Source organism: Pseudomonas parafulva NBRC 16636 = DSM 17004, assembly GCF_000730645.1.
Classification (GTDB): domain Bacteria; phylum Pseudomonadota; class Gammaproteobacteria; order Pseudomonadales; family Pseudomonadaceae; genus Aquipseudomonas; species Aquipseudomonas parafulva.
Map to the genome: position 1 here is coordinate 1 of NZ_BBIU01000028.1, position 26,240 is coordinate 26,240.

37 protein-coding genes are annotated in these 26,240 nt (G+C 58.7%); 36 read left to right on the top strand and 1 reads right to left on the bottom strand.

Going from position 1 to position 26,240, the window contains the following annotated elements; translation table 11 throughout:
* The 31 genes from PPA02S_RS17160 to bfr form a co-directional block, all read left to right on the top strand.
* The coding region (locus tag PPA02S_RS17160; protein WP_042141835.1) for an EF-Tu C-terminal domain-related protein at nt 1-303 on the top strand (303 nt) is incomplete at its 5' end.
* A gap of 141 nt (nt 304-444) precedes the next feature.
* Complete coding sequence (gene rpsJ, locus PPA02S_RS17165) at nt 445-756, top strand: 30S ribosomal protein S10 (RefSeq protein ID WP_003186070.1); 312 nt, start codon at nt 445-447, stop codon at nt 754-756.
* 80 nt (nt 757-836) lie between these two features.
* Complete coding sequence (gene rplC / locus PPA02S_RS17170; RefSeq protein WP_028633080.1) at nt 837-1,472, top strand: 50S ribosomal protein L3; 636 nt, start codon at nt 837-839, stop codon at nt 1,470-1,472.
* Between the two features lie 12 nt (nt 1,473-1,484).
* Nucleotides 1,485-2,087, top strand: coding sequence for a 50S ribosomal protein L4 (gene rplD, locus PPA02S_RS17175; protein WP_003255485.1), 603 nt, complete (start codon nt 1,485-1,487; stop codon nt 2,085-2,087).
* A complete protein-coding gene (gene rplW, locus PPA02S_RS17180; protein ID WP_003255484.1) occupies nt 2,084-2,383 on the top strand; it encodes a 50S ribosomal protein L23 in 300 nt (99 codons plus the stop codon). Before rplD ends, rplW begins: the two co-directional genes overlap by 4 nt.
* A 14-nt stretch (nt 2,384-2,397) precedes the next feature.
* Nucleotides 2,398-3,222, top strand: coding sequence for a 50S ribosomal protein L2 (gene rplB, locus PPA02S_RS17185; protein ID WP_027915105.1), 825 nt, complete (start codon nt 2,398-2,400; stop codon nt 3,220-3,222).
* Nucleotides 3,223-3,238: 16 nt separating this feature from the next.
* A complete protein-coding gene (gene rpsS / locus PPA02S_RS17190) occupies nt 3,239-3,514 on the top strand; it encodes a 30S ribosomal protein S19 (RefSeq protein ID WP_010486981.1) in 276 nt (91 codons plus the stop codon).
* A gap of 11 nt (nt 3,515-3,525) precedes the next feature.
* Nucleotides 3,526-3,858 (top strand): 50S ribosomal protein L22, encoded by a 333-nt coding sequence (gene rplV, locus PPA02S_RS17195; protein WP_003103908.1) that lies wholly within the window; start codon nt 3,526-3,528, stop codon nt 3,856-3,858.
* Between the two features lie 13 nt (nt 3,859-3,871).
* Nucleotides 3,872-4,558, top strand: a complete 687-nt coding sequence (rpsC, locus tag PPA02S_RS17200) for a 30S ribosomal protein S3 (RefSeq protein ID WP_023535026.1) — start codon at nt 3,872-3,874, stop codon at nt 4,556-4,558.
* A gap of 12 nt (nt 4,559-4,570) precedes the next feature.
* Nucleotides 4,571-4,984: a 50S ribosomal protein L16 gene (gene rplP / locus PPA02S_RS17205; protein ID WP_003255479.1), complete on the top strand. Its 414-nt coding sequence runs from the start codon at nt 4,571-4,573 to the stop codon at nt 4,982-4,984.
* Nucleotides 4,984-5,175, top strand: coding sequence for a 50S ribosomal protein L29 (gene rpmC, locus PPA02S_RS17210; protein ID WP_002555481.1), 192 nt, complete (start codon nt 4,984-4,986; stop codon nt 5,173-5,175). The genes rplP and rpmC overlap by 1 nt, the downstream gene beginning before the upstream one ends.
* Before the next feature lie 2 nt (nt 5,176-5,177).
* Entirely contained in the window at nt 5,178-5,444 is a 267-nt protein-coding gene (gene rpsQ / locus PPA02S_RS17215) for a 30S ribosomal protein S17 (RefSeq protein WP_023534981.1), read from the top strand.
* A 23-nt stretch (nt 5,445-5,467) separates the two neighbouring features.
* Nucleotides 5,468-5,836 (top strand): 50S ribosomal protein L14, encoded by a 369-nt coding sequence (rplN, locus tag PPA02S_RS17220; protein WP_002555479.1) that lies wholly within the window; start codon nt 5,468-5,470, stop codon nt 5,834-5,836.
* An 11-nt stretch (nt 5,837-5,847) separates the two neighbouring features.
* Nucleotides 5,848-6,162: a 50S ribosomal protein L24 gene (rplX, locus tag PPA02S_RS17225; protein WP_003255476.1), complete on the top strand. Its 315-nt coding sequence runs from the start codon at nt 5,848-5,850 to the stop codon at nt 6,160-6,162.
* Nucleotides 6,163-6,182: 20 nt separating this feature from the next.
* The gene (gene rplE, locus PPA02S_RS17230) at nt 6,183-6,722 is read left to right on the top strand and encodes a 50S ribosomal protein L5 (protein ID WP_003255474.1); all 540 of its coding nucleotides are present in this window, start codon (nt 6,183-6,185) and stop codon (nt 6,720-6,722) included.
* A gap of 13 nt (nt 6,723-6,735) precedes the next feature.
* Entirely contained in the window at nt 6,736-7,041 is a 306-nt protein-coding gene (gene rpsN, locus PPA02S_RS17235; RefSeq protein ID WP_009397499.1) for a 30S ribosomal protein S14, read from the top strand.
* 209 nt (nt 7,042-7,250) lie between these two features.
* Nucleotides 7,251-7,643 carry a 30S ribosomal protein S8 gene (gene rpsH / locus PPA02S_RS17240; RefSeq protein WP_008089805.1) on the top strand — a complete coding sequence of 131 codons (393 nt, stop codon included), beginning with the start codon at nt 7,251-7,253 and terminating at the stop codon, nt 7,641-7,643.
* Nucleotides 7,644-7,655: 12 nt separating this feature from the next.
* Nucleotides 7,656-8,189, top strand: coding sequence for a 50S ribosomal protein L6 (rplF, locus tag PPA02S_RS17245; RefSeq protein ID WP_003255469.1), 534 nt, complete (start codon nt 7,656-7,658; stop codon nt 8,187-8,189).
* Between the two features lie 10 nt (nt 8,190-8,199).
* The gene (gene rplR / locus PPA02S_RS17250) at nt 8,200-8,550 is read left to right on the top strand and encodes a 50S ribosomal protein L18 (protein WP_009397496.1); all 351 of its coding nucleotides are present in this window, start codon (nt 8,200-8,202) and stop codon (nt 8,548-8,550) included.
* Nucleotides 8,551-8,553: 3 nt separating this feature from the next.
* Nucleotides 8,554-9,054, top strand: a complete 501-nt coding sequence (gene rpsE / locus PPA02S_RS17255; RefSeq protein ID WP_003255465.1) for a 30S ribosomal protein S5 — start codon at nt 8,554-8,556, stop codon at nt 9,052-9,054.
* A 2-nt stretch (nt 9,055-9,056) separates the two neighbouring features.
* Nucleotides 9,057-9,233 (top strand): 50S ribosomal protein L30, encoded by a 177-nt coding sequence (gene rpmD / locus PPA02S_RS17260; RefSeq protein ID WP_023535007.1) that lies wholly within the window; start codon nt 9,057-9,059, stop codon nt 9,231-9,233.
* A 3-nt stretch (nt 9,234-9,236) separates the two neighbouring features.
* A complete protein-coding gene (gene rplO / locus PPA02S_RS17265; RefSeq protein WP_028633079.1) occupies nt 9,237-9,671 on the top strand; it encodes a 50S ribosomal protein L15 in 435 nt (144 codons plus the stop codon).
* Nucleotides 9,672-11,003: a preprotein translocase subunit SecY gene (secY, locus tag PPA02S_RS17270; RefSeq protein ID WP_003257108.1), complete on the top strand. Its 1,332-nt coding sequence runs from the start codon at nt 9,672-9,674 to the stop codon at nt 11,001-11,003.
* Between the two features lie 28 nt (nt 11,004-11,031).
* Nucleotides 11,032-11,148 carry a 50S ribosomal protein L36 gene (gene rpmJ / locus PPA02S_RS17275; RefSeq protein WP_002555468.1) on the top strand — a complete coding sequence of 39 codons (117 nt, stop codon included), beginning with the start codon at nt 11,032-11,034 and terminating at the stop codon, nt 11,146-11,148.
* A gap of 131 nt (nt 11,149-11,279) precedes the next feature.
* Nucleotides 11,280-11,636: a 30S ribosomal protein S13 gene (rpsM, locus tag PPA02S_RS17280; RefSeq protein ID WP_003257112.1), complete on the top strand. Its 357-nt coding sequence runs from the start codon at nt 11,280-11,282 to the stop codon at nt 11,634-11,636.
* 18 nt (nt 11,637-11,654) lie between these two features.
* A complete protein-coding gene (gene rpsK, locus PPA02S_RS17285; protein ID WP_003255454.1) occupies nt 11,655-12,044 on the top strand; it encodes a 30S ribosomal protein S11 in 390 nt (129 codons plus the stop codon).
* Between the two features lie 15 nt (nt 12,045-12,059).
* A complete protein-coding gene (gene rpsD, locus PPA02S_RS17290) occupies nt 12,060-12,680 on the top strand; it encodes a 30S ribosomal protein S4 (protein WP_003257114.1) in 621 nt (206 codons plus the stop codon).
* Nucleotides 12,681-12,702: 22 nt separating this feature from the next.
* Nucleotides 12,703-13,704: a DNA-directed RNA polymerase subunit alpha gene (locus PPA02S_RS17295; RefSeq protein ID WP_028633078.1), complete on the top strand. Its 1,002-nt coding sequence runs from the start codon at nt 12,703-12,705 to the stop codon at nt 13,702-13,704.
* Between the two features lie 42 nt (nt 13,705-13,746).
* Complete coding sequence (gene rplQ, locus PPA02S_RS17300; RefSeq protein WP_003255451.1) at nt 13,747-14,133, top strand: 50S ribosomal protein L17; 387 nt, start codon at nt 13,747-13,749, stop codon at nt 14,131-14,133.
* A 171-nt stretch (nt 14,134-14,304) separates the two neighbouring features.
* On the top strand, nt 14,305-15,744 hold the full coding sequence (locus PPA02S_RS17305; RefSeq protein ID WP_028633077.1) for a catalase: 1,440 nt from the start codon (nt 14,305-14,307) through the stop codon (nt 15,742-15,744).
* A gap of 163 nt (nt 15,745-15,907) precedes the next feature.
* On the top strand, nt 15,908-16,372 hold the full coding sequence (bfr, locus tag PPA02S_RS17310; protein ID WP_028633076.1) for a bacterioferritin: 465 nt from the start codon (nt 15,908-15,910) through the stop codon (nt 16,370-16,372).
* A 30-nt stretch (nt 16,373-16,402) separates the two neighbouring features.
* Here bfr and uvrA read toward each other — a convergent pair whose 3' ends face one another.
* Complete coding sequence (uvrA, locus tag PPA02S_RS17315; RefSeq protein WP_028633075.1) at nt 16,403-19,237, bottom strand: excinuclease ABC subunit UvrA; 2,835 nt, start codon at nt 19,235-19,237, stop codon at nt 16,403-16,405.
* 129 nt (nt 19,238-19,366) lie between these two features.
* Between uvrA and PPA02S_RS17320 the strand changes: the two genes are divergently transcribed.
* From PPA02S_RS17320 to PPA02S_RS17345, 5 genes are all read left to right on the top strand, one after another.
* Nucleotides 19,367-20,761: an MFS transporter gene (locus PPA02S_RS17320; protein ID WP_028633074.1), complete on the top strand. Its 1,395-nt coding sequence runs from the start codon at nt 19,367-19,369 to the stop codon at nt 20,759-20,761.
* A gap of 9 nt (nt 20,762-20,770) precedes the next feature.
* Nucleotides 20,771-21,322 carry a single-stranded DNA-binding protein gene (locus PPA02S_RS17325; RefSeq protein ID WP_028633073.1) on the top strand — a complete coding sequence of 184 codons (552 nt, stop codon included), beginning with the start codon at nt 20,771-20,773 and terminating at the stop codon, nt 21,320-21,322.
* 246 nt (nt 21,323-21,568) lie between these two features.
* Nucleotides 21,569-24,637: a formate dehydrogenase-N subunit alpha gene (gene fdnG, locus PPA02S_RS17335; protein WP_154660057.1), complete on the top strand. Its 3,069-nt coding sequence runs from the start codon at nt 21,569-21,571 to the stop codon at nt 24,635-24,637.
* Nucleotides 24,637-25,584: a formate dehydrogenase subunit beta gene (fdxH, locus tag PPA02S_RS17340; protein WP_028633070.1), complete on the top strand. Its 948-nt coding sequence runs from the start codon at nt 24,637-24,639 to the stop codon at nt 25,582-25,584. The genes fdnG and fdxH overlap by 1 nt, the downstream gene beginning before the upstream one ends.
* A complete protein-coding gene (locus PPA02S_RS17345) occupies nt 25,581-26,237 on the top strand; it encodes a formate dehydrogenase subunit gamma (RefSeq protein WP_028633069.1) in 657 nt (218 codons plus the stop codon). Before fdxH ends, PPA02S_RS17345 begins: the two co-directional genes overlap by 4 nt.
* The last annotated feature ends 3 nt before the right edge of the window (nt 26,238-26,240 follow it).

Sequence of the window (26,240 nt, forward strand, 5' to 3'; positions counted from 1 at the left end):
AAGCCAGGTTCGGTCAAGCCGCACACCAAGTTCACCGCAGAAGTCTACGTCCTGTCGAAGGAAGAAGGCGGCCGTCACACGCCGTTCTTCAAAGGCTACCGTCCTCAGTTCTACTTCCGTACCACTGACGTGACCGGTAACTGCGAACTGCCGGAAGGCGTTGAAATGGTAATGCCAGGTGACAACATTCAGATGACTGTTACCCTGATCAAAACCATCGCAATGGAAGACGGTCTGCGCTTCGCTATCCGTGAAGGCGGTCGTACCGTCGGCGCCGGCGTTGTGGCCAAAATCATCGAGTAATCACTCGACCGATTGAAAAAACCCCCGCTCAGCGGGGGTTTTTTTTATTGGGTTGACACTAATTGGGGGCGTCTATAGAATCACGCCTCCTTTTAGCGGGCGTAGTGCGTCCGTTGGGAACAGCCTGGAGTCTGAAATCCAATGCAAAATCAGCAAATCCGAATCAGGTTGAAGGCTTTCGACCATCGCCTGATCGACCAATCCACCCAGGAAATCGTGGAAACCGCGAAACGTACTGGTGCACAAGTGCGTGGTCCAATTCCACTGCCTACCCGCAAAGAGCGTTTCACCGTTCTGGTCTCCCCGCACGTCAACAAAGACGCGCGTGACCAGTACGAGATTCGCACTCATAAGCGTGTTCTGGACATCGTCCAGCCAACGGATAAAACCGTTGATGCGCTGATGAAGCTTGATCTGGCGGCAGGTGTGGAAGTACAGATCAGCCTCGGCTAAGACTTCGGTCTAGTCGTGTAACGCTCTGAAATGGGCGGCCATAGCGGGTGAAAGCCCCGTACACTCATGAGGTTTACAACATGACTATTGGTGTAATCGGTCGCAAGTGCGGTATGACCCGCATTTTCACCGAAGAAGGTGTCTCCATTCCGGTCACGGTCATCGAGATCGAGCCGAATCGTGTCACCCAGTTCAAAACTGAAGAAACCGATGGCTACCGTGCAGTGCAAGTCACTGTCGGCGAGCGTCGTGCTTCGCGTGTGACTGCCGCTCAGGCAGGCCACTTCGCCAAGGCCAACGTTGCCGCTGGTCGCGGTGTTTGGGAGTTCCGTCTTGAAGAAGGCGATTTCCAGGCTGGCGATCTGATCAAAGCTGAACTCTTCGCTGCAGGCCAGCTGGTAGACGTTACTGGTCAGTCCAAAGGTAAAGGCTTCGCCGGTACCATCAAGCGCTGGAACTTCCGTGGCCAGGACAACACCCACGGTAACTCCGTGTCGCACCGTGTCCCAGGTTCCATCGGCCAGTGCCAGACTCCTGGTCGTGTGTTCAAGGGCAAGAAAATGTCCGGTCACATGGGCGCCGAGCGCGTGACTGTGCAGTCCCTGGAAGTTGTTCGCGTAGACGCTGAGCGCAACCTGCTGCTCGTCAAAGGTGCCGTTCCAGGCGCTACTGGCGGCGACGTGGTTGTACGTCCAGCTGTCAAGGCTCGCGGTTAAGGGGAAACTGACATGCAACTTAATGTAAATGACGCTCAGGCGATCGAAGTTTCCGAACTGACTTTCGGTGGCGAATTCAACGAGACGCTGGTACACCAAGCAGTCGTGGCCTACATGGCCGGCGGCCGTCAGGGCACCAAGCAGCAAAAGACCCGTTCCGACGTGGCTGGTGGCGGTAAGCGCCCATGGCGTCAGAAGGGTACTGGCCGTGCTCGTGCTGGTACCACTCGTGGTCCGATCTGGCGTGGCGGTGGTGTTACCTTCGCAGCTCGCCCTCAAGATCACTCGCAGAAGCTCAACAAGAAGATGTATCGCGCTGCCCTGCGCTCCATCCTCGCTGAGCTGGTGCGTAGCGACCGTCTGGTCGTGGTTCAGGACTTCGCTGTTGAAGCACCGAAAACCAAAGATCTGCTGAACAAGCTGAACGGCATGGGTCTGAGCGATGTGTTGATCGTTTCCGACGCTGTTGATCAGAACCTGTACCTGGCTGCTCGTAACCTGCCGCACGTCGATGTACGTGACGTACAAGGTTCCGACCCGGTCAGTCTGATCGCATACGAGAAAGTGTTGATCACTGTCTCGGCCGTGAAGAAATTCGAGGAGCTGCTGGGATGAACCAGGAACGCGTATTTAAAGTCCTCCTTGGCCCGCACGTTTCCGAGAAGGCTACCGTTCTGGCTGAGAAAAAAGGCCAGTTCGTATTCAAGGTTGCTACCGATGCAACCAAGCTGGAAATCAAGAAAGCTGTCGAAGGCCTGTTCAACGTAAAAGTTGAAAACGTGTCGACTGTTAACGTTCTGGGTAAAACCAAGCGTACCGCACGTGGTCTGGGCAAGCGTAATGACTGGAAGAAGGCGATCGTCTCCCTTCAGCCAGGCCAAGATCTCGATTTCAGCAGCAGTGCTGAGTAAGGAAGGGGTGCATCATGGCAATCGTTAAATGCAAACCGACTTCCCCTGGCCGCCGTTTCGTGGTCAAGGTGGTCAACAAGGAGCTGCACAAAGGCGCTCCTCACGCACCGCTGCTCGAGAAGAAATCGAAGTCTGGTGGTCGTAACAACAATGGCCGTATTACCACGCGTCACGTCGGTGGTGGTCATAAGCAGCATTACCGTCTGGTCGACTTCCGTCGCAACGACAAAGATGGCATCCCCGCCACTGTCGAGCGTATCGAATACGATCCAAACCGTACTGCTCACATCGCCCTGCTGTGCTACGCAGACGGTGAGCGTCGCTACATCATCGCCCCTAAAGGCGTGAGCGCTGGCGACCAGCTGATCGCAGGTGCACTGGCCCCAATCAAGGCCGGTAACTCCCTGCAGCTGCGCAACATTCCAGTAGGTAGCACCATTCACGGCATCGAACTGAAGCCGGGTAAAGGTGCACAGATCGCTCGTTCCGCTGGTGCCTCGGCTCAGCTGATCGCTCGCGAAGGTGTCTACGTGACCCTGCGTCTGCGCTCTGGTGAAATGCGTAAAGTCCTGGCTGAGTGCCGTGCGACCCTGGGCGAAGTCTCGAACTCCGAGCACAGCCTGCGTTCGCTGGGTAAAGCTGGTGCCAAACGCTGGCGCGGCGTTCGCCCAACCGTTCGTGGTGTTGCCATGAACCCGGTTGACCACCCACATGGTGGTGGTGAAGGTCGTACCTCCGGTGGTCGTCATCCGGTATCGCCATGGGGCTTCCCAACCAAGGGTGCTAAAACCCGTGGTAATAAGCGTACCGACAACATGATCGTCCGTCGTCGCAAGTAACTAGAGGGATACGACAGTGCCACGTTCTCTGAAAAAAGGTCCTTTTATCGATCTTCACCTCTTGAAGAAGATCGAAGTGGCGGTGGAGAAGAACGATCGCAAGCCAGTTAAAACCTGGTCGCGCCGTTCGATGATCCTGCCACAAATGGTCGGTCTGACCATCGCCGTACACAACGGTCGTCAACACGTCCCCGTTCTGGTGAACGAAGACATGGTCGGCCACAAACTGGGCGAGTTCGCCGGTACCCGCACCTACCGCGGGCACGTGGCTGACAAGAAAGCCAAGCGTTAAGGGGTAAGGAAATGGAAGTAGCCGCTAAGTTGTCGGGCGCTCGCATCTCCGCCCAGAAAGCCCGCTTGGTCGCCGACCAGATCCGCGGGAAGAAGGTGGGCGAAGCGCTCAACCTGTTGGCCTTCAGCAGCAAAAAAGCCGCTGAAATCATGAAGAAAGTCCTCGAGTCGGCCGTAGCCAACGCCGAACACAACGAAGGCGCAGACGTTGATGACCTGAAGGTCTCCACCGTTTTCGTCAACGAAGGGCGTTCGCTGAAGCGCATCATGCCACGTGCCAAAGGCCGTGCTGATCGCATCGTCAAGCGGTCTTGCCATATCACTGTCAAGGTTGCGGACAAGTAACGGAGTCGATCAGATGGGTCAGAAAGTACATCCCACTGGCATTCGCCTGGGAATCGTCAAGGAGCACACCTCCGTCTGGTACGCAGACGGTGCTACTTACGCAGATTACCTGTTGAAGGATCTGAAAACGCGTGAGTACCTCCACGACAAACTAAAAAGCGCGTCCGTAAGCCGTATCGATATTCATCGTCCGGCTCAAACTGCACGCATCACCATCCACACCGCTCGTCCCGGTATCGTTATCGGCAAGAAGGGTGAGGATGTCGAGAAGCTGCGTCAGGACCTGACCAAGCAGATGGGTGTGCCTGTGCACATCAACATCGAAGAGATCCGCAAGCCGGAACTCGACGCCATGCTGGTTGCGCAAAGCGTAGCTCAGCAGCTGGAACGCCGCGTAATGTTCCGTCGCGCCATGAAGCGCGCCGTGCAGAACGCCATGCGTATTGGTGCCAAGGGCATCAAGATCCAGGTGAGCGGTCGTCTCGGCGGCGCTGAGATTGCTCGTACCGAGTGGTATCGCGAAGGTCGTGTGCCCCTGCACACCCTGCGTGCCGATATCGACTACAACACCTACGAAGCTCACACCACTTACGGTGTGATCGGTGTGAAGGTTTGGATCTTCAAAGGCGAAGTAATTGGTGGTCGCCAAGAAGAACTGAAACCACAAGCACCAGCGCCTCGTAAAAAAGCTGCTAAGTAAGGGGTACGCCAAATGTTGCAACCAAAGCGTACAAAATTCCGCAAGCAGATGACTGGCCACAACCGTGGTCTGGCACTGCGCGGTAGCAAAGTCAGCTTCGGCGAATTCGCCCTGAAAGCTGTTGCTCGCGGTCGCCTCACCGCTCGCCAGATCGAGTCCGCACGTCGTGCGCTGACCCGTCACGTAAAACGTGGCGGCAAGATCTGGATCCGTGTGTTCCCGGACAAGCCGATCTCCAAAAAGCCTCTTGAGGTTCGTATGGGTAAAGGTAAGGGTTCCGTGGAGTACTGGGTTGCCCAGATCCAGCCAGGTAAAGTCCTGTACGAGATCGAGGGTGTTTCTGAAGAGCTGGCGCGCGAAGCTTTCGCCCTGGCTGCTGCAAAGCTGCCTCTCGCCACCTCCTTTGTTAAGCGGACGGTGATGTGATGAAAGCGAATGAACTTCGTGAAAAATCGGCACAGCAGCTGAACGAGCAACTGCTCGGCTTGCTGCGCGACCAGTTCAATCTGCGCATGCAGAAAGCAACTGGCCAGTTGGGGCAGTCGCACCTGCTCTCGCAAGTTAAGCGTGACATCGCTCGCGTGAAAACTGTGCTCAACCAGCAGGCAGGTAAGTGATCATGGCTGAAGCTGAAAAAACCGTCCGTACGCTGACTGGCCGTGTCGTCAGCGACAAAATGGACAAGACCATCACCGTTCTGATCGAGCGTCGCGTCAAGCACCCGATCTACGGTAAATACGTTAAGCGTTCGACTAAGCTGCACGCGCACGACGAAACCAACCAGTGCAAAATCGGCGACAAGGTTTCCATTACCGAAACCCGTCCGCTGGCCAAGACCAAGTCCTGGGCACTGGTTGAAGTCCTCGAACGCGCTGTTGAAGTCTAAGGGCTAGGGGTCGGAGAAATTTTATGATTCAGACTCAATCCATGCTCGATGTGGCCGATAACAGCGGCGCTCGTCGCGTCATGTGCATCAAGGTGCTCGGCGGTTCGCACCGTCGTTACGCCGGCATCGGTGACATCATCAAAGTTACCGTCAAGGAAGCGATTCCGCGCGGTAAGGTCAAAAAAGGCCAGGTGATGACCGCTGTTGTTGTGCGCACCCGTCACGGTGTTCGTCGCGCCGACGGTTCCATCATTCGTTTCGACGGCAACGCTGCTGTTCTGCTGAACAACAAGCAAGAGCCGATCGGCACTCGCATCTTCGGGCCAGTGACCCGTGAACTTCGTACCGAGAAGTTCATGAAGATCGTCTCGCTCGCCCCTGAAGTGCTGTAAGGAGATCCGACATGCAAAAGATTCGTCGTGACGACGAGATCATCGTGATCGCCGGCAAAGACAAAGGTAAGCGCGGTAAGGTGCTGAAGGTTCTCGCTGACGACCGTCTGGTCATCGGTGGCGTGAACCTGGTCAAGCGTCATACCAAGCCTAACCCGATGGCGGGCGTTCAGGGCGGTATCGTCGAGAAAGAAGCGCCTCTGCACGCTTCCAACGTTGCCATCTTCAACGGTGAAACCAACAAGGCTGACCGCGTTGGTTTCAAAGTAGAAGACGGTAAGAAAATTCGTGTCTTCAAGTCGACCCAAAAAGCGGTTGATGCTTGAACACTGCTAGGTAGAAGACCATGGCACGACTGAAAGAGATTTACCGGAACGAAATCGCTCCTAAGCTTAAGGAAGAACTTAAGCTGTCGAACGTGATGGAAGTTCCGCGCGTTACCAAAATCACCCTGAACATGGGTCTGGGCGAAGCCATCGGTGACAAGAAAGTCATCGAGCACGCTGTTGCCGACCTGGAAAAGATCACCGGTCAAAAGCCGGTTGTGACCTTCGCTCGCAAATCCATCGCTGGCTTCAAAGTCCGCGAAGGCTGGCCGATCGGTGTCAAGGTGACCCTGCGTAGCGACAAGATGTACGAATTCCTGGACCGCCTGCTGGCGATCTCCCTGCCTCGGGTTCGCGACTTCCGCGGCCTGAATGCCAAGTCCTTCGATGGCCGTGGCAACTACAGCATGGGTGTGAAAGAGCAGATCATCTTCCCGGAAATCGATTACGACAAGATCGATGCTCTGCGCGGTTTGGACATCACCCTGACCACCACTGCTCGTTCGGATGACGAAGGCCGCGCTCTGCTGCGTGCTTTCAAGTTCCCGTTCCGCAACTGATTGGAGTAGGAAAATGGCCAAGAAGAGCATGAAAAACCGCGAGCTGAAGCGTCAGCTCACGGTAGCCAAGTACGCTAAAAAGCGTGCCGAGCTGAAAGCGACCATCGTCAACCTGAACGCTTCTCCTGAAGAGCGTTTCGCTGCCGTTGTCGCGCTGCAGAAGCAACCGCGTGATGCCAGCGCTGCACGCCTGCGCAACCGTTGCCGCCTGACCGGTCGTCCTCACGGTGTATACCGTAAGTTCGGCCTGGGCCGTAACATGCTGCGTCAAGCTGCAATGCGTGGTGACGTACCAGGTCTGGTCAAGGCCTCCTGGTAAGCACTGCTGGTGTGATCCCGGTGGAAGGGGAGCAATCTTCCGACCGCCGGTGACCTCGCCCACAAACAAGCCCCTCTATGGGGCTTGTTTCGTTTCTGCGTTGTGTCTAGAATGACCGGCTCACCTGGGCCTGGGTACTTTGCCCTGCCTGCTCAGGTGGTTGTGATAGCCGCAAGGCTAATAATTCTTGTATCAGGAGCATCTAGCCCATGAGTATGCAGGACCCGTTAGCGGACATGCTAACTCGCATCCGTAATGCCCAGATGGCTGAAAAGTCCGTCGTAAGCATGCCTTCTTCTACCCTGAAGGTCGCGGTTGCCAAAGTTCTGAAGGACGAAGGTTACATCGCCGGCTACCAGGTAACTGGTGAGGCCAAGCCTTCCTTGTCGATCGAACTGAAGTACTTCGAAGGCCGTCCGGTCATCGAGGAACTGAAGCGCTCCAGCCGTCCAGGCCTGCGCCAGTACAAGTCCGTCACAGACCTGCCGAAAGTACGTGGCGGTTTGGGCGTGTCTATCGTCTCCACCAACAAAGGTGTGATGACTGATCGCGCTGCGCGCGCTGCCGGTGTCGGCGGCGAAGTTCTGTGCACAGTGTTCTAAGGGGAGATAGGCATGTCTCGCGTCGCTAAGAACCCCGTTAAGCTGCCATCAGGCGTCGAAGTCAAATTCGCCGGCCAGCAGCTTTCGGTGAAGGGTGCCAAAGGCACTCTCGAACTGAACGTTCACTCGTCTGTTGAAGTTACCGAAGAGTCTGGCGAGCTGCGTTTCGTCGCTCGCAACGGTGATCAGCAAGCTCGCGCCATGGCCGGTACCACCCGCGCTCTGGTGAACAACATGGTCCAAGGCGTAAGCCAAGGCTTCGAGCGCAAGCTCCAGCTGGTCGGTGTTGGTTACAAGGCACAGGCAAAGGGCACCGTCCTGAACTTGGCTCTGGGCTTCTCGCATCCAGTGGACTACGAACTGCCAGCCGGTATCACCGCTGAAACCCCAAGCCAGACCGACATCCTGATCAAGGGTATCGACAAGCAGCTGGTGGGTCAGGTGGCCGCTGAAATCCGCGATTTCCGTCCGCCAGAGCCTTACAAAGGTAAAGGTGTGCGTTACGCGGATGAAGTAGTCCGTCGTAAAGAAGCCAAGAAGAAGTAGGGCCTAGCAAATGACCGACAAAAAAGTTACTCGACTGCGTCGCGCTCGCAAAGCACGCCTCAAGATGCACGAACTCGAAGTCGTGCGCCTGTGCGTGTTCCGCTCCTCGCAGCACATCTATGCCCAGGTCATTTCGGCCGACGGCAGCAAGGTTCTGGCAAGTGCCTCGACCTTGGACAAAGAACTGCGTGATGGCGCCACTGGCAACATCGACGCGGCCACTAAGGTTGGCAAGCTGGTAGCTGAGCGCGCGAAAGCCGCCGGTGTATCTCAAGTTGCCTTTGACCGTTCCGGCTTCAAGTACCATGGCCGCGTCAAAGCGCTGGCTGATGCTGCTCGTGAAGGCGGGCTGGAGTTCTAAGTTATGGCAAATAACGATCAAAAGCGCGACGAAGGCTACATCGAGAAGCTGGTTCAAGTTAACCGCGTTGCCAAAACCGTAAAAGGCGGCCGTATCTTCACCTTCACCGCGCTGACCGTGGTAGGTGATGGTAAAGGTCGTGTTGGCTTCGGCCGTGGCAAATCGCGCGAAGTACCTGCTGCGATCCAGAAAGCCATGGAAGCTGCTCGCCGCAACATGATCCAGGTTGACCTGAAGGGCACCACCCTGCAGTACGCCACCAAGGCTGCCCACGGCGCCTCGAAGGTTTACATGCAGCCTGCTTCGGAAGGTACCGGTATCATCGCCGGTGGCGCAATGCGTGCTGTCCTGGAAGTTGCTGGTGTTCAGAACGTTCTGGCCAAGTGCTACGGTTCGACCAACCCAGTGAACGTGGTTTACGCCACCTTCAAGGGTCTGAAAGCCATGCAATCTCCTGAATCCATTGCTGCCAAGCGCGGCAAGAGCGTCGAGGAGATCTTCTGATCATGGCAACCGTAAAAGTAACGCTGATCAAGAGCACCGCCGGCCGCCTGCCTAACCACATCCTGTGTGTTAAAGGCCTGGGCCTGCGTCGCATCGGTCACACTGTAGAAGTCCAAGATACTCCCGAGAACCGCGGGATGATCAACAAGGCTTACTACATGCTGAAGGTCGAGGGCTAATCGATGAAACTCAATGATCTGAGTCCAGCGCCGGGTTCCCGTCGCGAGAAGCATCGTCCGGGTCGTGGTATCGGTAGCGGTTTGGGCAAGACTGGTGGCCGTGGTCACAAAGGTCAGACCTCCCGTTCCGGTGGCACCATCGCTCCGGGCTTCGAAGGCGGTCAACAGCCGCTGCACCGTCGTCTGCCGAAGTTCGGCTTCGTTTCCCTGAAAGCCATGGACCGCGCAGAAGTGCGTCTGTCCGAACTGGCCAAGGTGGAAGGCGACGTGGTTTCCGTGCAGTCCCTGAAGGATGCCAACGTGATCGGCCAGAACGTTCAGCGTGTGAAAATCATGCTGTCTGGCGAAGTCACTCGCGCAGTTACCATCAAGGGCATCGCAGCCACCAAGGGTGCGCGTGCGGCTATCGAAGCAGCTGGCGGCAAGTTCGAGGAATAAATGGCTAAGCAAGGTGCTCTCTCTTCGCTCGGTAAGGGCGGGATGTCGGAACTCTGGGCTCGTCTGCGCTTTCTGTTCATGGCGATCATCGTCTATCGGATAGGTGCGCATATCCCGGTTCCTGGCATCAATCCAGACCGGCTGGCGGATCTGTTTCGGCAGAATGAGGGGACCATTCTTAGCTTGTTCAACATGTTTTCCGGTGGCGCGCTTGAGCGCATGAGCATCTTTGCGTTGGGGATCATGCCGTACATTTCGGCATCGATCATCATGCAGCTGATGACCGCGGTCAGCCCGCAACTGGAGCAGTTGAAGAAGGAAGGTGAAGCTGGCCGTCGCAAGATCAGCCAGTACACCCGCTACGGCACCGTTATCCTGGCGCTGGTACAAGCCATTGGCATGTCCATTGGCCTGGCCAACCAGGGCGTGGCGTTTTCTGTAGGCCTGGGCTTCCATGTCGTCGCCGTCTCCACGTTTGTGGCGGGCGCGATGTTCATGATGTGGCTGGGCGAACAGATCACCGAGCGCGGTGTGGGCAACGGTATCTCGATGTTGATCTTCGCAGGTATCGTTGCCGGTCTTCCGAGAGCAATCGGGCAGTCTTTCGAGTCTGCGCGCACAGGCGATATCAACATCTTCGCCCTGGTCGCTATCGGTTTGCTGGCAGTAGCGATTATCGGTTTCGTGGTGTTCATTGAGCGTGGTCAGCGGCGCATCGCCGTTCATTACGCCAAGCGTCAGCAGGGCCGCAAGGTCTTCGCTGCGCAGACCAGCCACTTGCCGCTGAAAGTGAACATGGCGGGGGTTATCCCAGCCATCTTCGCGAGCAGCATTCTGCTGTTCCCGGCTTCGCTGGGTGCCTGGTTCGGTCAGTCCGAAGGTATGGGCTGGCTGCAGGACATCTCGCAGTCGATCGCTCCTGGTCAGCCGTTGAACATTTTGCTGTTTAGTGCAGGGATCATTTTCTTCTGCTTCTTCTACACAGCGCTGATGTTCAACCCGAAAGACGTAGCGGAAAACCTGAAGAAGTCCGGTGCCTTTATTCCGGGTATCCGTCCTGGTGAGCAGTCGGCGCGCTACATTGATGGCGTTCTGACCCGTTTGACCATGTTCGGTGCTCTTTACATGATGGCCGTCTGCCTTCTGCCCCAGTTCCTGGTGGTGGCAGCAAATGTGCCGTTCTACCTTGGCGGGACCTCGTTGCTGATTGTGGTAGTGGTTGTGATGGACTTCATGTCCCAAGTACAATCGCACCTCGTTTCGCACCAGTACGAATCCCTGATGAAGAAAGCCAACCTGAAAGGCTACGGTGGCAGCGGTTTGCTGCGCTGATACGCCCCTAAGGTTCGAGGAGTCGGTAATGAAAGTTCGTGCATCGGTGAAAAAGCTGTGCCGCAACTGCAAGATCATCCGTCGCGAAGGCGTCGTACGAGTGATCTGCAGCGCAGAACCGCGTCACAAACAGCGCCAAGGCTGAGTGTGACCTGTGCTTCAAACCCAGCAGCTAGTGTGCTGCTGGGTTGATTATTCGTTTCTACAGCGATATTATCTCGCGCCCTATTTCTTGGCTTCCGGGGCGTAGGTAGCTGTCAATTGGAGTCCCACTGAATGGCCCGTATTGCAGGCGTTAACATTCCAGATAACAAGCATGCTGTTATCTCGCTGACCTACATCTATGGTGTTGGTCGCACCACTGCACAGAAAATCTGTGCAGACGCTGGCGTAAACCCAGCCGCAAAGATCAAGGATCTGAGCGACGAGCAAATCGAAACCCTGCGTGGCGAAGTTGCGAAGTTCACCACCGAAGGTGACCTGCGTCGTGACATCAACATGAAGATCAAGCGCTTGATGGACCTGGGTTGCTACCGCGGCCTGCGTCATCGTAAAGGTCTGCCGGTTCGCGGTCAGCGCACCAAGACCAACGCACGCACCCGTAAGGGCCCGCGTAAGCCGATCCGCAAGTAATCGCCCAGGAATATAGACATGGCAAAACCTGCTGCTCGTCCTCGTAAGAAAGTCAAAAAGACAGTGGTTGATGGCATCGCCCACATCCATGCGTCTTTCAACAACACCATCGTGACCATCACCGACCGTCAGGGCAATGCTTTGTCCTGGGCGACCTCCGGTGGTTCGGGTTTCCGTGGTTCGCGCAAATCCACCCCGTTCGCAGCTCAGATTGCTGCCGAGCGTGCTGGTCAAGCTGCGCTGGAATACGGTCTGAAGAACCTCGACGTTAACGTCAAGGGTCCAGGTCCAGGTCGTGAGTCCGCCGTTCGTGCATTGAACAGCTGCGGCTACAAGATCGCCAGCATCACCGACGTGACGCCAATCCCGCATAACGGGTGCCGTCCGCCGAAGAAGCGTCGCGTGTAATCAGGAGACAGATAAATGGCACGTTACATTGGTCCAAAATGCAAACTGTCTCGCCGTGAAGGCACTGACCTTTTCCTGAAGAGCGGCGTTCGCGCTCTGGAATCGAAGTGCAACATCGAAGCAGCCCCAGGTATCCACGGCCAGCGCCGTGGCCGTCAGTCCGACTACGGTACCCAGCTGCGCGAGAAACAGAAAGTTCGTCGTATCTACGGTGTACTGGAGCGTCAGTTCCGCGGTTACTACCAGGCTGCAGCCTCGAAAAAAGGCGCAACCGGTGAGAACCTGCTGCAACTGCTCGAGTGCCGCCTGGATAACGTCGTTTACCGTATGGGCTTCGGCTCGACTCGTTCCGAGTCCCGTCAGCTGGTTTCGCACAAAGCGATCAGCGTCAACGGTAAAACTGTAAACATTCCATCCTACCAAGTTCGTCCGGGTGACGTGGTCGCGGTTCGTGAGAAGTCGCTGAACCAGCTGCGCATTGTTCAAGCCCTTGAACTGTGCGCCCAGCGTGGCCGCGTTGAGTGGGTTGATGTGGATGCTGCTAAAAAGTCGGGCGTTTTCAAGAACGTTCCTGCTCGCAGCGACCTGTCTGCCGACATCAACGAAAACCTGATTGTCGAGCTCTACTCCAAGTAAGGGCTAGAAAATAGGTGCATCCATGCAGATTTCGGTAAATGAGTTCCTGACTCCCCGCCATATTGATGTGCAGGTAGTCAGTCCGACCCGCGCCAAGATCACGCTCGAGCCTCTCGAGCGTGGCTTCGGCCATACCCTGGGCAACGCGCTGCGCCGCATCCTGTTGTCCTCCATGCCTGGCTGTGCAGTAGTCGAGGCCGAGATCGATGGCGTACTCCATGAGTACTCTGCGATCGAAGGTGTACAGGAAGATGTCATTGAAATCCTGTTGAACCTGAAAGGCCTGGCTCTCAAACTGCACGGTCGTGACGAAGTTACGCTGACCTTGTCGAAAAAGGGTTCGGGGGTGGTTACCGCTGCCGATATTCAGCTGGATCACGATGTCGAGATCGTCAACCCCGATCACGTAATCGCGAACCTGGCGTCTAATGGCGCCCTGAACATGAAGCTCACTGTAGCTCGTGGTCGCGGTTACGAGCCGGCCGACTCCCGTCAGACCGACGAAGACGAAAGCCGTAGCATTGGCCGTCTGCAGTTGGACGCCTCCTTCAGCCCGGTGCGTCGTATCGCCTATGTGGTCGAGAACGCCCGTGTTGAACAGCGTACCAACCTGGACAAGCTGGTCATTGATCTGGAAACCAACGGCACCCTGGATCCTGAAGAGGCTATCCGCCGCGCTGCGACCATCCTGCAACAGCAGCTGGCCGCGTTCGTCGACCTCAAGGGTGACAGCGAGCCTGTCGTAGTCGAGCAGGAAGACGAGATCGATCCGATCCTGCTGCGTCCGGTTGACGACCTGGAACTGACTGTACGTTCGGCCAACTGCCTGAAGGCGGAGAACATCTACTACATCGGCGACCTGATTCAGCGTACCGAAGTAGAGCTGTTGAAAACTCCTAACCTCGGCAAGAAGTCCCTGACCGAAATCAAGGACGTCCTGGCCTCTCGTGGTCTGTCTCTCGGCATGCGCCTCGACAACTGGCCGCCTGCAAGTCTTAAGAAAGACGACAAGGCGACCGCCTGATCGTCGTAATCACCGAACGTAGTGTTTGGTAAGGAATGAATCATGCGTCATCGTAAAAGTGGACGTCACCTGAGCCGTACCAGCTCTCACCGCAAGGCTATGTTCCAGAACATGGCAGTGTCGCTGATCGAGCACGAGCTGATCAAAACCACCCTGCCGAAAGCCAAGGAACTGCGTCGCGTTGCCGAGCCGCTGATCACCCTGGCCAAGGAAGACAGCGTTGCTAACCGTCGTCTGGCCTTCGACCGTACCCGTTCGAAGTCCGCTGTTGGCAAACTGTTCAACGATCTGGGCAAGCGCTACGCCACCCGTCAGGGCGGCTACCTGCGCATCCTGAAGTGCGGTTTCCGCGCTGGCGACAACGCGCCTATGGCGTACGTCGAGCTGGTTGATCGTCCAGTCGGTGGTGCTGTAGAAGCTGCCGAGTAAGACGTTCTGTCTGCTACAAGAAACCGGGCCTAGTGCCCGGTTTTTTGTGCTCGCTAAAATTGTCTTTTTCTATTGATATGAATCAGGTAATGAATTTGGTTTAAGGCTGCCGCTCGTCGATACTCTCCCTCAAGCCGATCCAACGGCACCGAATGTTGATAAGGAGAGCCCATGAGCAAGATTCTCACCACCGCAAGCGGCGCACCTGTAGCCGATAACCAGAACTCTAGATCTGCCGGCCCTCGCGGCCCGTTGCTGCTCGACGACTTCCACCTCATCGAGAAGCTCGCCCATTTCAACCGTGAAAACATTCCGGAGCGCCGTGTTCACGCCAAGGGCTCGGGTGCTTATGGCACCTTCACGGTTACCCGGGACATCACTCAATACACCAGCGCCAAACTGTTCAATCAAGTCGGCAAGCAGACCGAGACGTTCCTGCGTTTCTCCACCGTGGGTGGTGAACGCGGCTCGGCTGACACCGAGCGCGACCCGCGCGGGTTCGCCGTGAAGTTTTACACCGAAGAAGGCAACTGGGACATTGTTGGCAACAACACTCCGGTGTTCTTCATCCGCGACCCGCTGAAATTCCCGGATTTCATCCATACCCAAAAGCGTCACCCGCAGACCAACCTGAAGAATGCCCAGATGATGTGGGACTTCTGGTCGCACTCGCCTGAGGCGCTGCACCAGGTCACCATCTTGTTCTCCGACCGGGGTATTCCGGATGGCTACCGGCACATGCATGGTTTTGGCAGCCACACCTACAGCCTGATCAGTGCACAAGGTGAGCGCACCTGGGTGAAGTGGCACTTCAAGACTCAGCAGGGCATCAAGAACCTCGCACCTGCCGATGCCGCACGCCTGGCAGGCACTGACCCCGACTATGCTCAGCGCGACCTTTTCGAAGCGATCGACCGCGGTGAGTATCCGCGCTGGACGGTGTGCATCCAGGTGATGAGCGAAGCTGAGGCAGCCAACCGCGCCGAGAACCCGTTCGACGTCACCAAGACCTGGTCTCAGAAAGACTACCCACTGATCGAAGTGGGTGTGCTGGAACTCAACCGCAACCCGCTCAACTACTTTGCTGAAGTTGAACAGGCCGCGTTTGGCCCGAGCAACATGGTGCCGGGCGTCGGCCTGTCGCCCGACCGCATGCTGCAAGGCCGCGTATTCGCCTACGCCGACGCGCATCGCTACCGGGTAGGCACAAACCACCAGCACCTGCCGGTAAACGCGCCGCGCTGCGCCGTAAACAGCTATCAGCGTGATGGTTCCATGGCCACGGGCGGTTATGGCGCTGCACCCAACTACGAGCCCAATAGCTACGCTGACGCCCCCAAGCAGTCGCCAGCCCACGCTGAACCGGCCTTGGCCCTCAGTGGTGCTGCAGACCGCCACGACCACCGTGTGGACAACGACTATTACAGCCACGCCGGGGCGCTGTTCCGTCTGATGAGCGAAGCCCAACGGTCGCTGCTGATCAACAACATTGCCGGCACCATGGCGGGTGTGAGTGAAGATGTCATCCAGCGCCAGTTGCAGTACTTCTTCAAAGCTGACCCGGCGTATGGGGAGGGCATTGCCAACGCGTTGGGCGTGAACCTCGCCTAAGTCGAAGTGATAAGAAGAACCGCCCTCATTTGGGCGGTTTTTCAATGAATATCACTACTGTTTGCCCGATTTTTTGCATCGAATTGCGCATTTCCCAGTGACCGTGGCGCAAAGCTGGTTCACACTATGTGCCATAGACGTTTTCATATGGAGAAGCAGGGCGATGCAAGGCCACCCGGACGTAATCAATTACCTCGTCACGTTGCTGAAGGGCGAACTGGCAGCGCGCGACCAGTACTTCATTCACTCACGGATGTATGAAGACTGGGGCCTGTCCAAGCTCTATGAACGTATCAACCACGAGATGGAAGAAGAAACCCAGCACGCCGACGCGTTGATGCGCCGCATCCTCATGCTCGAGGGCACGCCAGACATGCGTGCGGACGATCTGGAAGTGGGTACCACGGTGCCAGAGATGATCGAAGCCGACCTGAAGCTGGAGTACAAGGTGCGCGGCGCGCTGTGCAAAGGCATCGAACTGTGCGAGCTGCACAAGGACTATGTCAGCCGTGACATTCTGCGAGCCCAGTTGGCCGATACGGAAGAAGATCACACCTACTGGCTGGAGAAGCAGCAGGGTTTGATCAAAGCCATTGGCCTGCAGAACTACTTGCAGTCGCAGATGTAATGAAAGGGGCCGCTAAGCGGCCCCTTTTGCTTATGCCTTGTCCCGTTCCAACAGCGGCTTGAGGTAGTGCCCTGTATAAGACTGCTTCATCTTGCTCAGCTCTTCGGGGGTTCCGCAGGCAATGATCTGCCCACCTTTGGAACCGCCTTCCGGCCCCAGGTCCACCAACCAGTCAGCCGTTTTGATCACATCCAGGTTGTGTTCAATCACCACCACGGTGTTGCCGTGGTCGCGCAGCCGGTGCAATACATCCAGCAACTGCTGAATATCCGCAAAGTGCAGCCCTGTGGTCGGCTCGTCAAGAATGTACAAGGTCTTGCCGGTATCGCGCTTGGACAGCTCACGTGACAGCTTCACCCGCTGCGCTTCACCACCCGACAACGTGGTCGCCGACTGGCCCAGCTTGATGTAGGAAAGGCCGACGTCCATCAGCGTCTGCAGCTTGCGCGCCAGTGCCGGTACGGCATCGAAGAACTCGCGAGCGTCTTCGATGGTCATTTCCAGCACTTCGTGAATGTTCTTGCCCTTGTACTTGATCTCCAGCGTTTCGCGGTTGTAGCGCTTGCTCTTGCACACATCGCAGGGCACGTAGATGTCCGGGAGGAAGTGCATCTCTACCTTGATCAGGCCGTCGCCCTGGCACGCTTCGCAGCGCCCGCCTTTCACGTTGAACGAGAACCGGCCAGGGCCGTAGCCCCGGGAACGTGACTCTGGCACGCCGGAGAACAGCTCGCGGATCGGCGTGAAGATGCCGGTGTAGGTAGCCGGGTTGGAGCGGGGCGTTCGGCCAATGGGGCTCTGGTCGATGTCTACCACCTTGTCCAGGTGCTGCAGGCCGTCCATGCTGGCGTGTGGCGCTGCTTCCTGCGTACTGGCGCCATTCAGCGCGGTAGCAGCCAGGGGGAACAAGGTGTTGTTGATCAGTGTCGATTTGCCCGACCCGGATACCCCTGTCACGCAGGTCAGCAGGCCGATCGGGATTTCCAGGTCGACGTTCTGCAAGTTGTTGCCACGCGCGCCTTTGAGCTTGAGCTGCAGCTTCTTGTTGCGCGGCGTACGCTTGGCCGGCACGACGATTTTCTTGCGCCCCGACAGGTATTTGCCGGTCAGCGAATCAGGGTGGTCCATGACCTCCTGCGGCGTCCCCTCAGCCACGATCTGCCCGCCATGCACACCGGCACCCGGGCCGATATCCACCACGTAGTCAGCCAGGCGGATGGCGTCTTCGTCGTGTTCAACCACGATCACGGTGTTGCCCAGGTCGCGCAGGTGGTTGAGCGTGGCCAGCAGGCGGTCGTTGTCCCGTTGATGAAGGCCGATGGACGGCTCATCGAGGATGTACATGACCCCCACCAGGCCTGCGCCGATCTGGCTGGCCAGGCGAATACGCTGCGCCTCGCCACCGGACAAGGTTTCCGCGCTGCGGTCCAGGGTCAGGTAGTCGAGCCCGACGTTCACCAGGAACTGCAGCCGCTCACAGATCTCCTTGAGAATCTTCGATGCAATTTCACCGCGCCGGCCGGTCAGGGTCAGTTCACTGAAATAGCCACTGGCATCGCCGATGGGCATGTTGGCGACGGCCGGCAAAGTTTTCTCGCCCACCCAGACATGGCGCGCTTCACGGCGCAGGCGGGTGCCGCGGCAGTCCGGGCAGGGCTGGGTGCCGAGGAACTTGGCCAGTTCTTCGCGCACGGTAGCCGACTCGGTTTCGCGATAACGGCGCTCCAGATTCGGCACGATGCCCTCGAACGGGTGCGAGCGCTTGACGATGTCGCCCCGGTCATTCAGGTACTTGAAGTCAACGCTCTGCTTGCCACTGCCCTGCAGGATCACCTTCTGGTGTTCAGGGGCCAGCTCGCCGAAGGGCTCGTCCAGGCTAAAGCCATAGTGCGCGGCCAGTGACCCGAGCATCTGGAAGTAGTAGACGTTGCGCCGGTCCCAGCCGCGTATCGCCCCCTCGGCAAGCGTCAACTCGGCGTTGACCAGGCGCTTGGTGTCGAAGAATTGCTTTACCCCCAGGCCATCACAGGTGGGGCAGGCGCCGGCAGGGTTGTTGAAGGAAAACAGCTTGGGTTCCAGCTCGCTGATGGCGTGGCCACAAATGGGGCAGGCGAAGCGCGCCGAGAAAATCGTCTCTTCACCGGGTTCATCGTCCATCGGCGCGACCAGCGCGATACCGTCGGCCAGCTTGAGGGCTGTCTCGAACGACTCTGCAAGGCGCTGCTGCAGGTCGGCACGCACCTTGAAACGGTCCACGACCACATCGATGCTGTGCTTTTTCTGCTTGTCCAGCTTGGGCAGTTCGTCCAGCTCATACAGCTTGCCATTGACCCGGGCCCGCACGAAGCCTTGTGCGCGCAGCTCGTCGAACACGGCAAGGTGCTCGCCTTTGCGCTCGCGTATCACCGGGGCCAGCAGCATCAGCTTGCTGCCCTCAGGGCGCTCCAGCACCAGGTCCACCATCTGGCTGACCGTTTGCGCTTCCAGCGGAATGTCGTGGTCCGGGCAGCGGGGGGTGCCGACCCTGGCATACAGCAAGCGCAGGTAGTCGTAGATCTCGGTAATGGTCCCCACGGTAGAGCGCGGGTTGTGCGAGGTAGACTTCTGCTCGATGGAGATGGCCGGAGACAGGCCTTCGATGGTGTCGACGTCTGGCTTTTCCATCATCGACAGGAACTGCCGGGCGTAGGCCGACAGCGATTCCACGTAACGGCGCTGGCCCTCGGCATACAAGGTATCGAAGGCCAGGGATGACTTGCCCGACCCGGACAGGCCGGTGATGACGATGAGCTTGTCCCGGGGCAGGGTCAGGTCGATGTTCTTCAGGTTGTGGGTACGTGCCCCACGAATCAGGATCTTGTCCACTGCGGCCTCGCTCGGCGGGCATAAACGAAGAATTATACGGCGCCCTGCCAGTACGCGGCAAAGCGTCGCGTAGATGCCGTCAAGCTGTCGGACTGATAGAATCGCCGCCGGTTCATACGAGATTAATCCATGCACGACACCCACAACGAGCGCATGAGCAGCAGCGAAACCCGCGCCGCTGGCGGCCTGGCCTTGGTCTTTGCCTTTCGTATGCTGGGCATGTTCATGGTTTTGCCGGTGCTTGCCACCTACGGGATGGACCTGGCAGGCGCAACGCCGGCGCTGATCGGTCTGGCCATCGGTGCCTATGGCCTGACCCAGGCGGTGTTGCAGATCCCGTTCGGCATGGTGTCCGACCGTATCGGCCGGCGCCCGGTGATCTACCTCGGGCTGGTGGTGTTCGCCCTGGGCAGTGTGCTGGCGGCCCAGGCAGACTCGATCTGGGGCGTAATCGCCGGGCGCATCCTGCAGGGCGCCGGGGCTATTTCTGCCGCCGTCATGGCGCTGCTGTCCGACCTCACCCGCGAACAGCACCGCACCAAGGCCATGGCCATGATCGGCATGAGCATCGGTTTGTCCTTCGCCGTGGCGATGGTCGTCGGGCCACTGCTGACAAGTGCCTTCGGGTTATCAGGTTTGTTCCTTGCCACTGCAGGTCTTGCCCTTGTCGGGATCGCCCTCATCGCGTTCGTGGTGCCGGCCACCCACACCCTGTTGCAGCACCGCGAATCCGGCGTGGCACGCCAGGCCATCGGGCCAACCCTGCGCCACCCGGACCTTTTGCGCCTGGACGCGAGCATCTTCATCCTGCACGCCATCCTCATGGCGAGCTTTGTCGCACTGCCGTTGGCGTTCGTCGAGCGTGGCGGCCTGCCGAAGGAGCAGCACTGGTGGGTATACCTGACCGCGTTGTTCGTCTCATTTTTTGCAATGGTGCCGTTCATCATCTACGGCGAGAAAAAGCGCAAGATGAAACGCGTGCTGGCCGGGGCGGTCAGTGTGCTGCTGCTGGTGGAGGTGTTCTTCTGGCAGTGGGCTGACGGTTTGCGCGGACTGGTGATCGGCACCGTGGTATTCTTCACTGCATTCAACCTGCTGGAGGCATCGCTGCCTTCGCTGGTGAGCAAGGTGTCACCCGCCGGTGGCAAAGGGACGGCGATGGGGGTTTACTCCACCAGCCAGTTTCTCGGTGCGGCCTTGGGCGGCATCATGGGCGGCTGGTTGTTCCAGCACGGCGGGCTGAACCTGGTGTTCCTCGGTTGCGCAATACTGTGTGCCATCTGGCTGGTCGTCGCCTTGAGCATGAACGAGCCGCCGTATGTGACCAGCCTGCGCATGCCCTTGACGCCTGAGGCCGCAAACGAAGCCGGCTTGGCCACGCGGCTGATGGCCGTGCCTGGCGTGACCGACGCCGTGGTGGTGGCAGAGGAAGCAGCCGTCTACATCAAACTGGATACGAAAATTTTGGACCGTACGACCCTGGAGCGCCTGGTAAACCCAGCCTCAGCGGCGTGCGAAGCCTAGGAGAACGTTATGGCCCGTGGGGTTAACAAAGTCATTCTGGTCGGCACCTGTGGCCAGGATCCCGAAGTCCGCTACCTGCCCAACGGTAACGCCGTGACCAACCTGAGCCTGGCTACCAGCGAGCAGTGGACCGACAAGCAGTCGGGCCAGAAGGTCGAGCGTACCGAGTGGCACCGTGTGTCGCTGTTCGGCAAGGTTGCCGAGATTGCCGGCGAATACCTGCGCAAAGGCTCGCAGTGCTACATCGAAGGCAAGCTGCAGACCCGCGAGTGGGAAAAGGACGGCATCAAGCGTTACACCACCGAAATCATTGTCGACATCAACGGCACCATGCAACTGCTCGGCGGTCGCCCGCAGAACCAGCAGCAAGGCGGTGACCCGTACAATCAGGGTGGTGGCAACTACGGTGGCGGCCAGCCGCAGCAGCAATACAACCAGGCCCCCCGCCAGCAGGCCCCGCGCCCGCAGCCGCAACAGCAGCAACGCCCGGCACCGCAGCAGCAGCCTGCACAGCAGCCGGCCGCAGACTTTGACAGCTTTGATGACGATATTCCGTTCTGATCGAACGGCACGCGTTCAGCAAGACCAGAAACCCAGGGCAGTTGCTCTGGGTTTTTTTTACCCACATCAACAGCGACAACTCGGCGATCAGCCACGGCTGGCGATTTATCTGGTTGTGACACGCATCACCGCACTTTCACGTTTTCTTGCTAGTCTTAACCATTGGTGACCTTTAAAAGTCGCCACCGTGACTACCAAGAGGCGCCGGCCATGATCCGCGCGTCCAAACCTGATCAGGAGTGCACGATGGATCTCAACCGTCGGCAATTCTTCAAGGTCGCCGCCGTCGGCCTTGGAGGCTCGAGTCTTGCGGCGTTGGGTATGGCCCCGACGCCTGCGTTTGCCGAGCAGGTGCGTCATTTCAAACTGACGCACACCAAAGAAACCCGTAACACCTGCCCCTACTGTTCGGTCGGCTGCGGCCTGATCATGTACAGCCAGGGTGATGCGGGCAAGAACGTCAAGCAGAGCATCATCCACATCGAAGGCGATGCCGATCATCCGGTAAACCGCGGCACCCTGTGCCCCAAAGGCGCCGGCCTGCTGGACTTCATCCACAGCGAGAGCCGTCTCAAGTACCCCGAGGTCCGCAAGCCGGGCAGCAATGAATGGGTACGGGTCAGCTGGGATGAAGCGCTCGACCGGGTCGCTGGCCTGATGAAAGAAGACCGCGACGCCAACTTCATCGAAAAGAACGCCCAGGGGCAAACGGTCAACCGTTGGCTTACCACCGGCTTTCTCGCTGCATCGGCCGCCTCCAGCGAGGCTGGCTACCTGACCCACAAGGTCGTCCGCGCTACAGGGATGCTGGGGTTCGATAACCAAGCACGTGTCTGACATGGCCCGACGGTGGCAAGTCTTGCCCCGACGTACGGCCGTGGCGCCATGACCAACCATTGGTCAGATATCGCCAACGCGAATCTGGTCCTGGTGATGGGTGGCAACGCAGCAGAAGCGCATCCTTGCGGCTTCAAATGGGTGACCGAGGCCAAAGCGCACAACAAGGCGCGGCTGATCGTGGTCGACCCAAGGTTTACCCGTACCGCTTCGGTAGCCGATTACTATGCGCCGATCCGTACCGGTACCGACATCGCGTTCATGGGCGGGTTGATCAATTACCTGCTTAGCAACGACAAGATTCAGCACGAGTACGTGCGCAACTACACCGACGTGTCGTTCATCGTCAAAGATACCTATGGCTTCGAAGACGGGCTGTTCAGCGGCTACGACGAAAGCAAGCGTATCTATGCCGACAAATCCGGCTGGGGTTACGAACTGGGTGACGACGGTTTTGCCAAGGTCGACCCGACCCTGCAGCACCCGCGTTGCGTGTTCCAGCTGATGAAGCAGCACTACAGCCGCTACACCCCTGAACTGGCGAGCATGACCTGTGGCATGCCCCAGGACGCGATGATGAAGGTGTGGGAAGAAATTGCCACGTGCTCGGCACCCGGCAAGACCATGACCATCCTCTACGCATTGGGCTGGACGCAGCATTCGATTGGTGCGCAGATCATCCGCAGTGCGGCCATGGTGCAACTGCTGCTGGGTAACGTGGGCATGCCGGGGGGCGGGGTCAACGCGCTGCGTGGCCACTCCAACATCCAGGGGCTGACTGACTTGGGGCTGCTGTCCAACTCGCTGCCCGGCTACCTCACCCTGGCTGGCGATGCCGAACAGGACTACACCGCTTACATCGACAAGCGCGCGTCCAAGCCGCTGCGCCCTGGGCAACTGTCGTACTGGCAGAACTACGGCAAATTCCACGTCAGCCTGATGAAGGCCTGGTATGGCCCGAATGCCACCGCCGAGAACAACTGGGGCTACGACTGGCTGCCCAAGCTCGACGTGCCGGCCTACGACGTGCTGCGCATGTTCGAGATGATGAGCCAGGGCAAGGTCAACGGCTACATGTGCCAGGGCTTCAACCCGATCGCCGCGTTGCCGGACAAGAACCGCGTCACCGCCGCATTGGCCAAGCTCAAGTGGCTGGTAGTGATGGACCCACTGGCGACCGAGACGTCCGAGTTCTGGCGCAACGCGGGGCCATACAATGACGTGGACACGGCCAACATCCAGACCGAAGTGATCCGCCTGCCCACCACCTGCTTCGCCGAGGAAGACGGCTCGCTGGTCAACAGTAGCCGCTGGTTGCAGTGGCACTGGAAAGGCGCCGATGGCCCGGGCGAAACCCGCACCGATGTGCAGATCATGAGCGAGCTGTTCCTGCGCATGCGCCAGCGCTACCAGAAAGAGGGCGGGGCTTACCCCGACCCGCTGCTGAACATCCACTGGCCGTACAAGATCGCCGATGAACCATCCCCCGAGGAACTGGCCAAGGAGATGAACGGCTGGGCAGTAACGGACCTCACCGACCCAACCGGCGCCGCCATCAAGGCCGGCCAGCAGCTCTCTGGTTTCGGCCAGCTCAAGGACGACGGCAGTACTGCGTCCGGCTGCTGGATCTTCGCCGGGTGCTGGACCGAGCAGGGCAACCAGATGGCTCGCCGCGACAACAGCGACCCCTACGGTATGCACCAGGTGCAGAACTGGGCGTGGGCGTGGCCTGCCAACCGCCGCATCCTCTACAACCGCGCCTCCAGCGACCCACAGGGCAAGCCTTGGGACCCGGAGAAAAAACGCCTGGTGTGGTGGAATGGCAAGGCCTGGGGCGGTACTGACGTGCCGGACTTCAAGGTGGACTCGCCGCCGGAGGCGGGCATGAACCCGTTCATCATGAACCCCGAGGGCGTGGCGCGTTTCTTTGCCATCGACAAGATGGCCGAAGGGCCATTCCCTGAGCACTATGAACCGTTCGAGACGCCCATTGGCATCAACCCGCTGCACCCGAACAACAAGAAGGTGATCAGCAACCCTGCCGGGCGCATCTTCGATTCGGTGTGGGAAACCCTCGGTACCCACGACGAGTTCCCGTATGCGGCCACCACCTACCGGCTGACCGAGCACTTCCACTTCTGGAGCAAGCATTGCCGGCTCAACGCCATTGCCCAGCCCGAGCAGTTTGTCGAAATTGGCGAAGTACTGGCCAACGAGAAGGGCATCAAGGCCGGCGACCGGGTACGGGTGTCGAGCAAGCGCGGGCATATCGACGCGGTGGCGGTGGTGACCAAGCGGATACGCCCGTTGCAGGTGAACAACCAGACCGTGCACCAGATCGGTATCCCGTTGCACTGGGGCTTCACCGGGGCGACCCGCCACGGGTACCTGACCAACACCTTGGTGCCGTTCCTGGGCGATGGTAATACCCAGACACCAGAGTCCAAGTCGTTCCTCGTCAAAGTGGAGAAACGCTGATGGCCAGCCAAGACATCATTGCCCGCTCGGCCACCACCACCGTGCCGCCTTCGGTGCGCCAGCAGGAGCAGGTCGCCAAGCTGATCGACACCACCAAGTGCATCGGTTGCAAGGCCTGCCAGGTGGCGTGCTCGGAGTGGAACGAGCTGCGCGACGAGGTGGGGCACAACCACGGCACCTACGACAACCCCCAGGACCTCAGTGCCGAAACCTGGACGTTGATGCGCTTCACCGAGCATGAGCGCGACGATGGCAACCTGGAGTGGTTGATCCGCAAGGACGGCTGCATGCACTGTGCAGAGCCAGGCTGCCTGAAGGCGTGCCCCAGCCCGGGGGCGATCATCAAGCACGCCAACGGTATTGTCGACTTCAACCAGGACCATTGCATTGGCTGCGGCTACTGCATCACTGGCTGCCCGTTCAACATCCCGCGCATCTCGCAGAAGGACCACAAGGCCTACAAGTGCACCCTGTGTTCGGACCGCGTGAGCGTAGGGCTGGAACCTGCCTGCGTGAAAACCTGCCCGACCGGCGCAATCGTGTTCGGCACCAAGGACGAGATGAAGGTGCATGCCGACGAGCGCATCGTCGACCTGAAGTCACGGGGTTACGACAAGGCCGGGCTGTACGACCCGGATGGCGTCGGCGGTACCCATGTGATGTACGTGCTGCACCACGCCGATACGCCCAAGCTGTATGCCGGCCTGCCGGACCAGCCGGTGATCAGCCCACTGGTAGGGCTGTGGAAGGGCTTCACCAAGCCATTGGCGCTGTTGGCCATGGGGGCTGCGGTGCTGGCCGGGTTCTTCCACTACGTGCGCATCGGGCCTCAGCGGGTGGAGGAGGATGAACACCCGACCCCGCCTGATGACGTGCATCAGGTGGACCCGGCAGTGCATGTGTACGACCCGACCAAGCCTGGTGGGCAAGGGGAGCAGCGGCCATGAACGACAACAAACCCATCCTGCGCTACAACGCCAACGAGCGCACCAACCACTGGGTGGTGGCGATCCTGTTCTTCATGGCCGGGCTGTCCGGGCTGGCGCTGTTCCACCCGGCGCTGTTCTGGCTCAGCAACCTGTTCGGCGGTGGGCCGTGGACGCGTATTCTGCACCCGTTCCTGGGCGTCGCGATGTTCGTGTTCTTCCTTGGCCTGGTAATCCGCTTCTGGCGCGCCAACTTCATCACCGCCAACGACCGGCTATGGCTGCGGCGCGTGGACCGGGTGATGCGCAACCAGGAGGATGGCGTGCCCCCAATCGGCAAGTACAACGCCGGCCAGAAGTTGCTGTTCTGGACGCTGCTGGTGTGCATGTTGATTCTGTTGGTCAGTGGCGTGGTGATCTGGCGTGCCTACTTCAGCCAGTATTTCGGCATTGGCGCCATACGCCTGGCTACCTTGCTGCATGCCCTGGCGGCCTTCGTGCTGGTGCTCAGCATCATCGTGCACATCTACGCAGGCATCTGGATCAAGGGCTCGGTTGGCGCCATGCTGCACGGCTGGGTAAGCCGCGCCTGGGCGCGCAAGCACCATGAGTTGTGGTACCGCGAAGTGACGGGTGACAAGACGCCGTCCGATCACCGCAGAAAAGAAGGATGAACG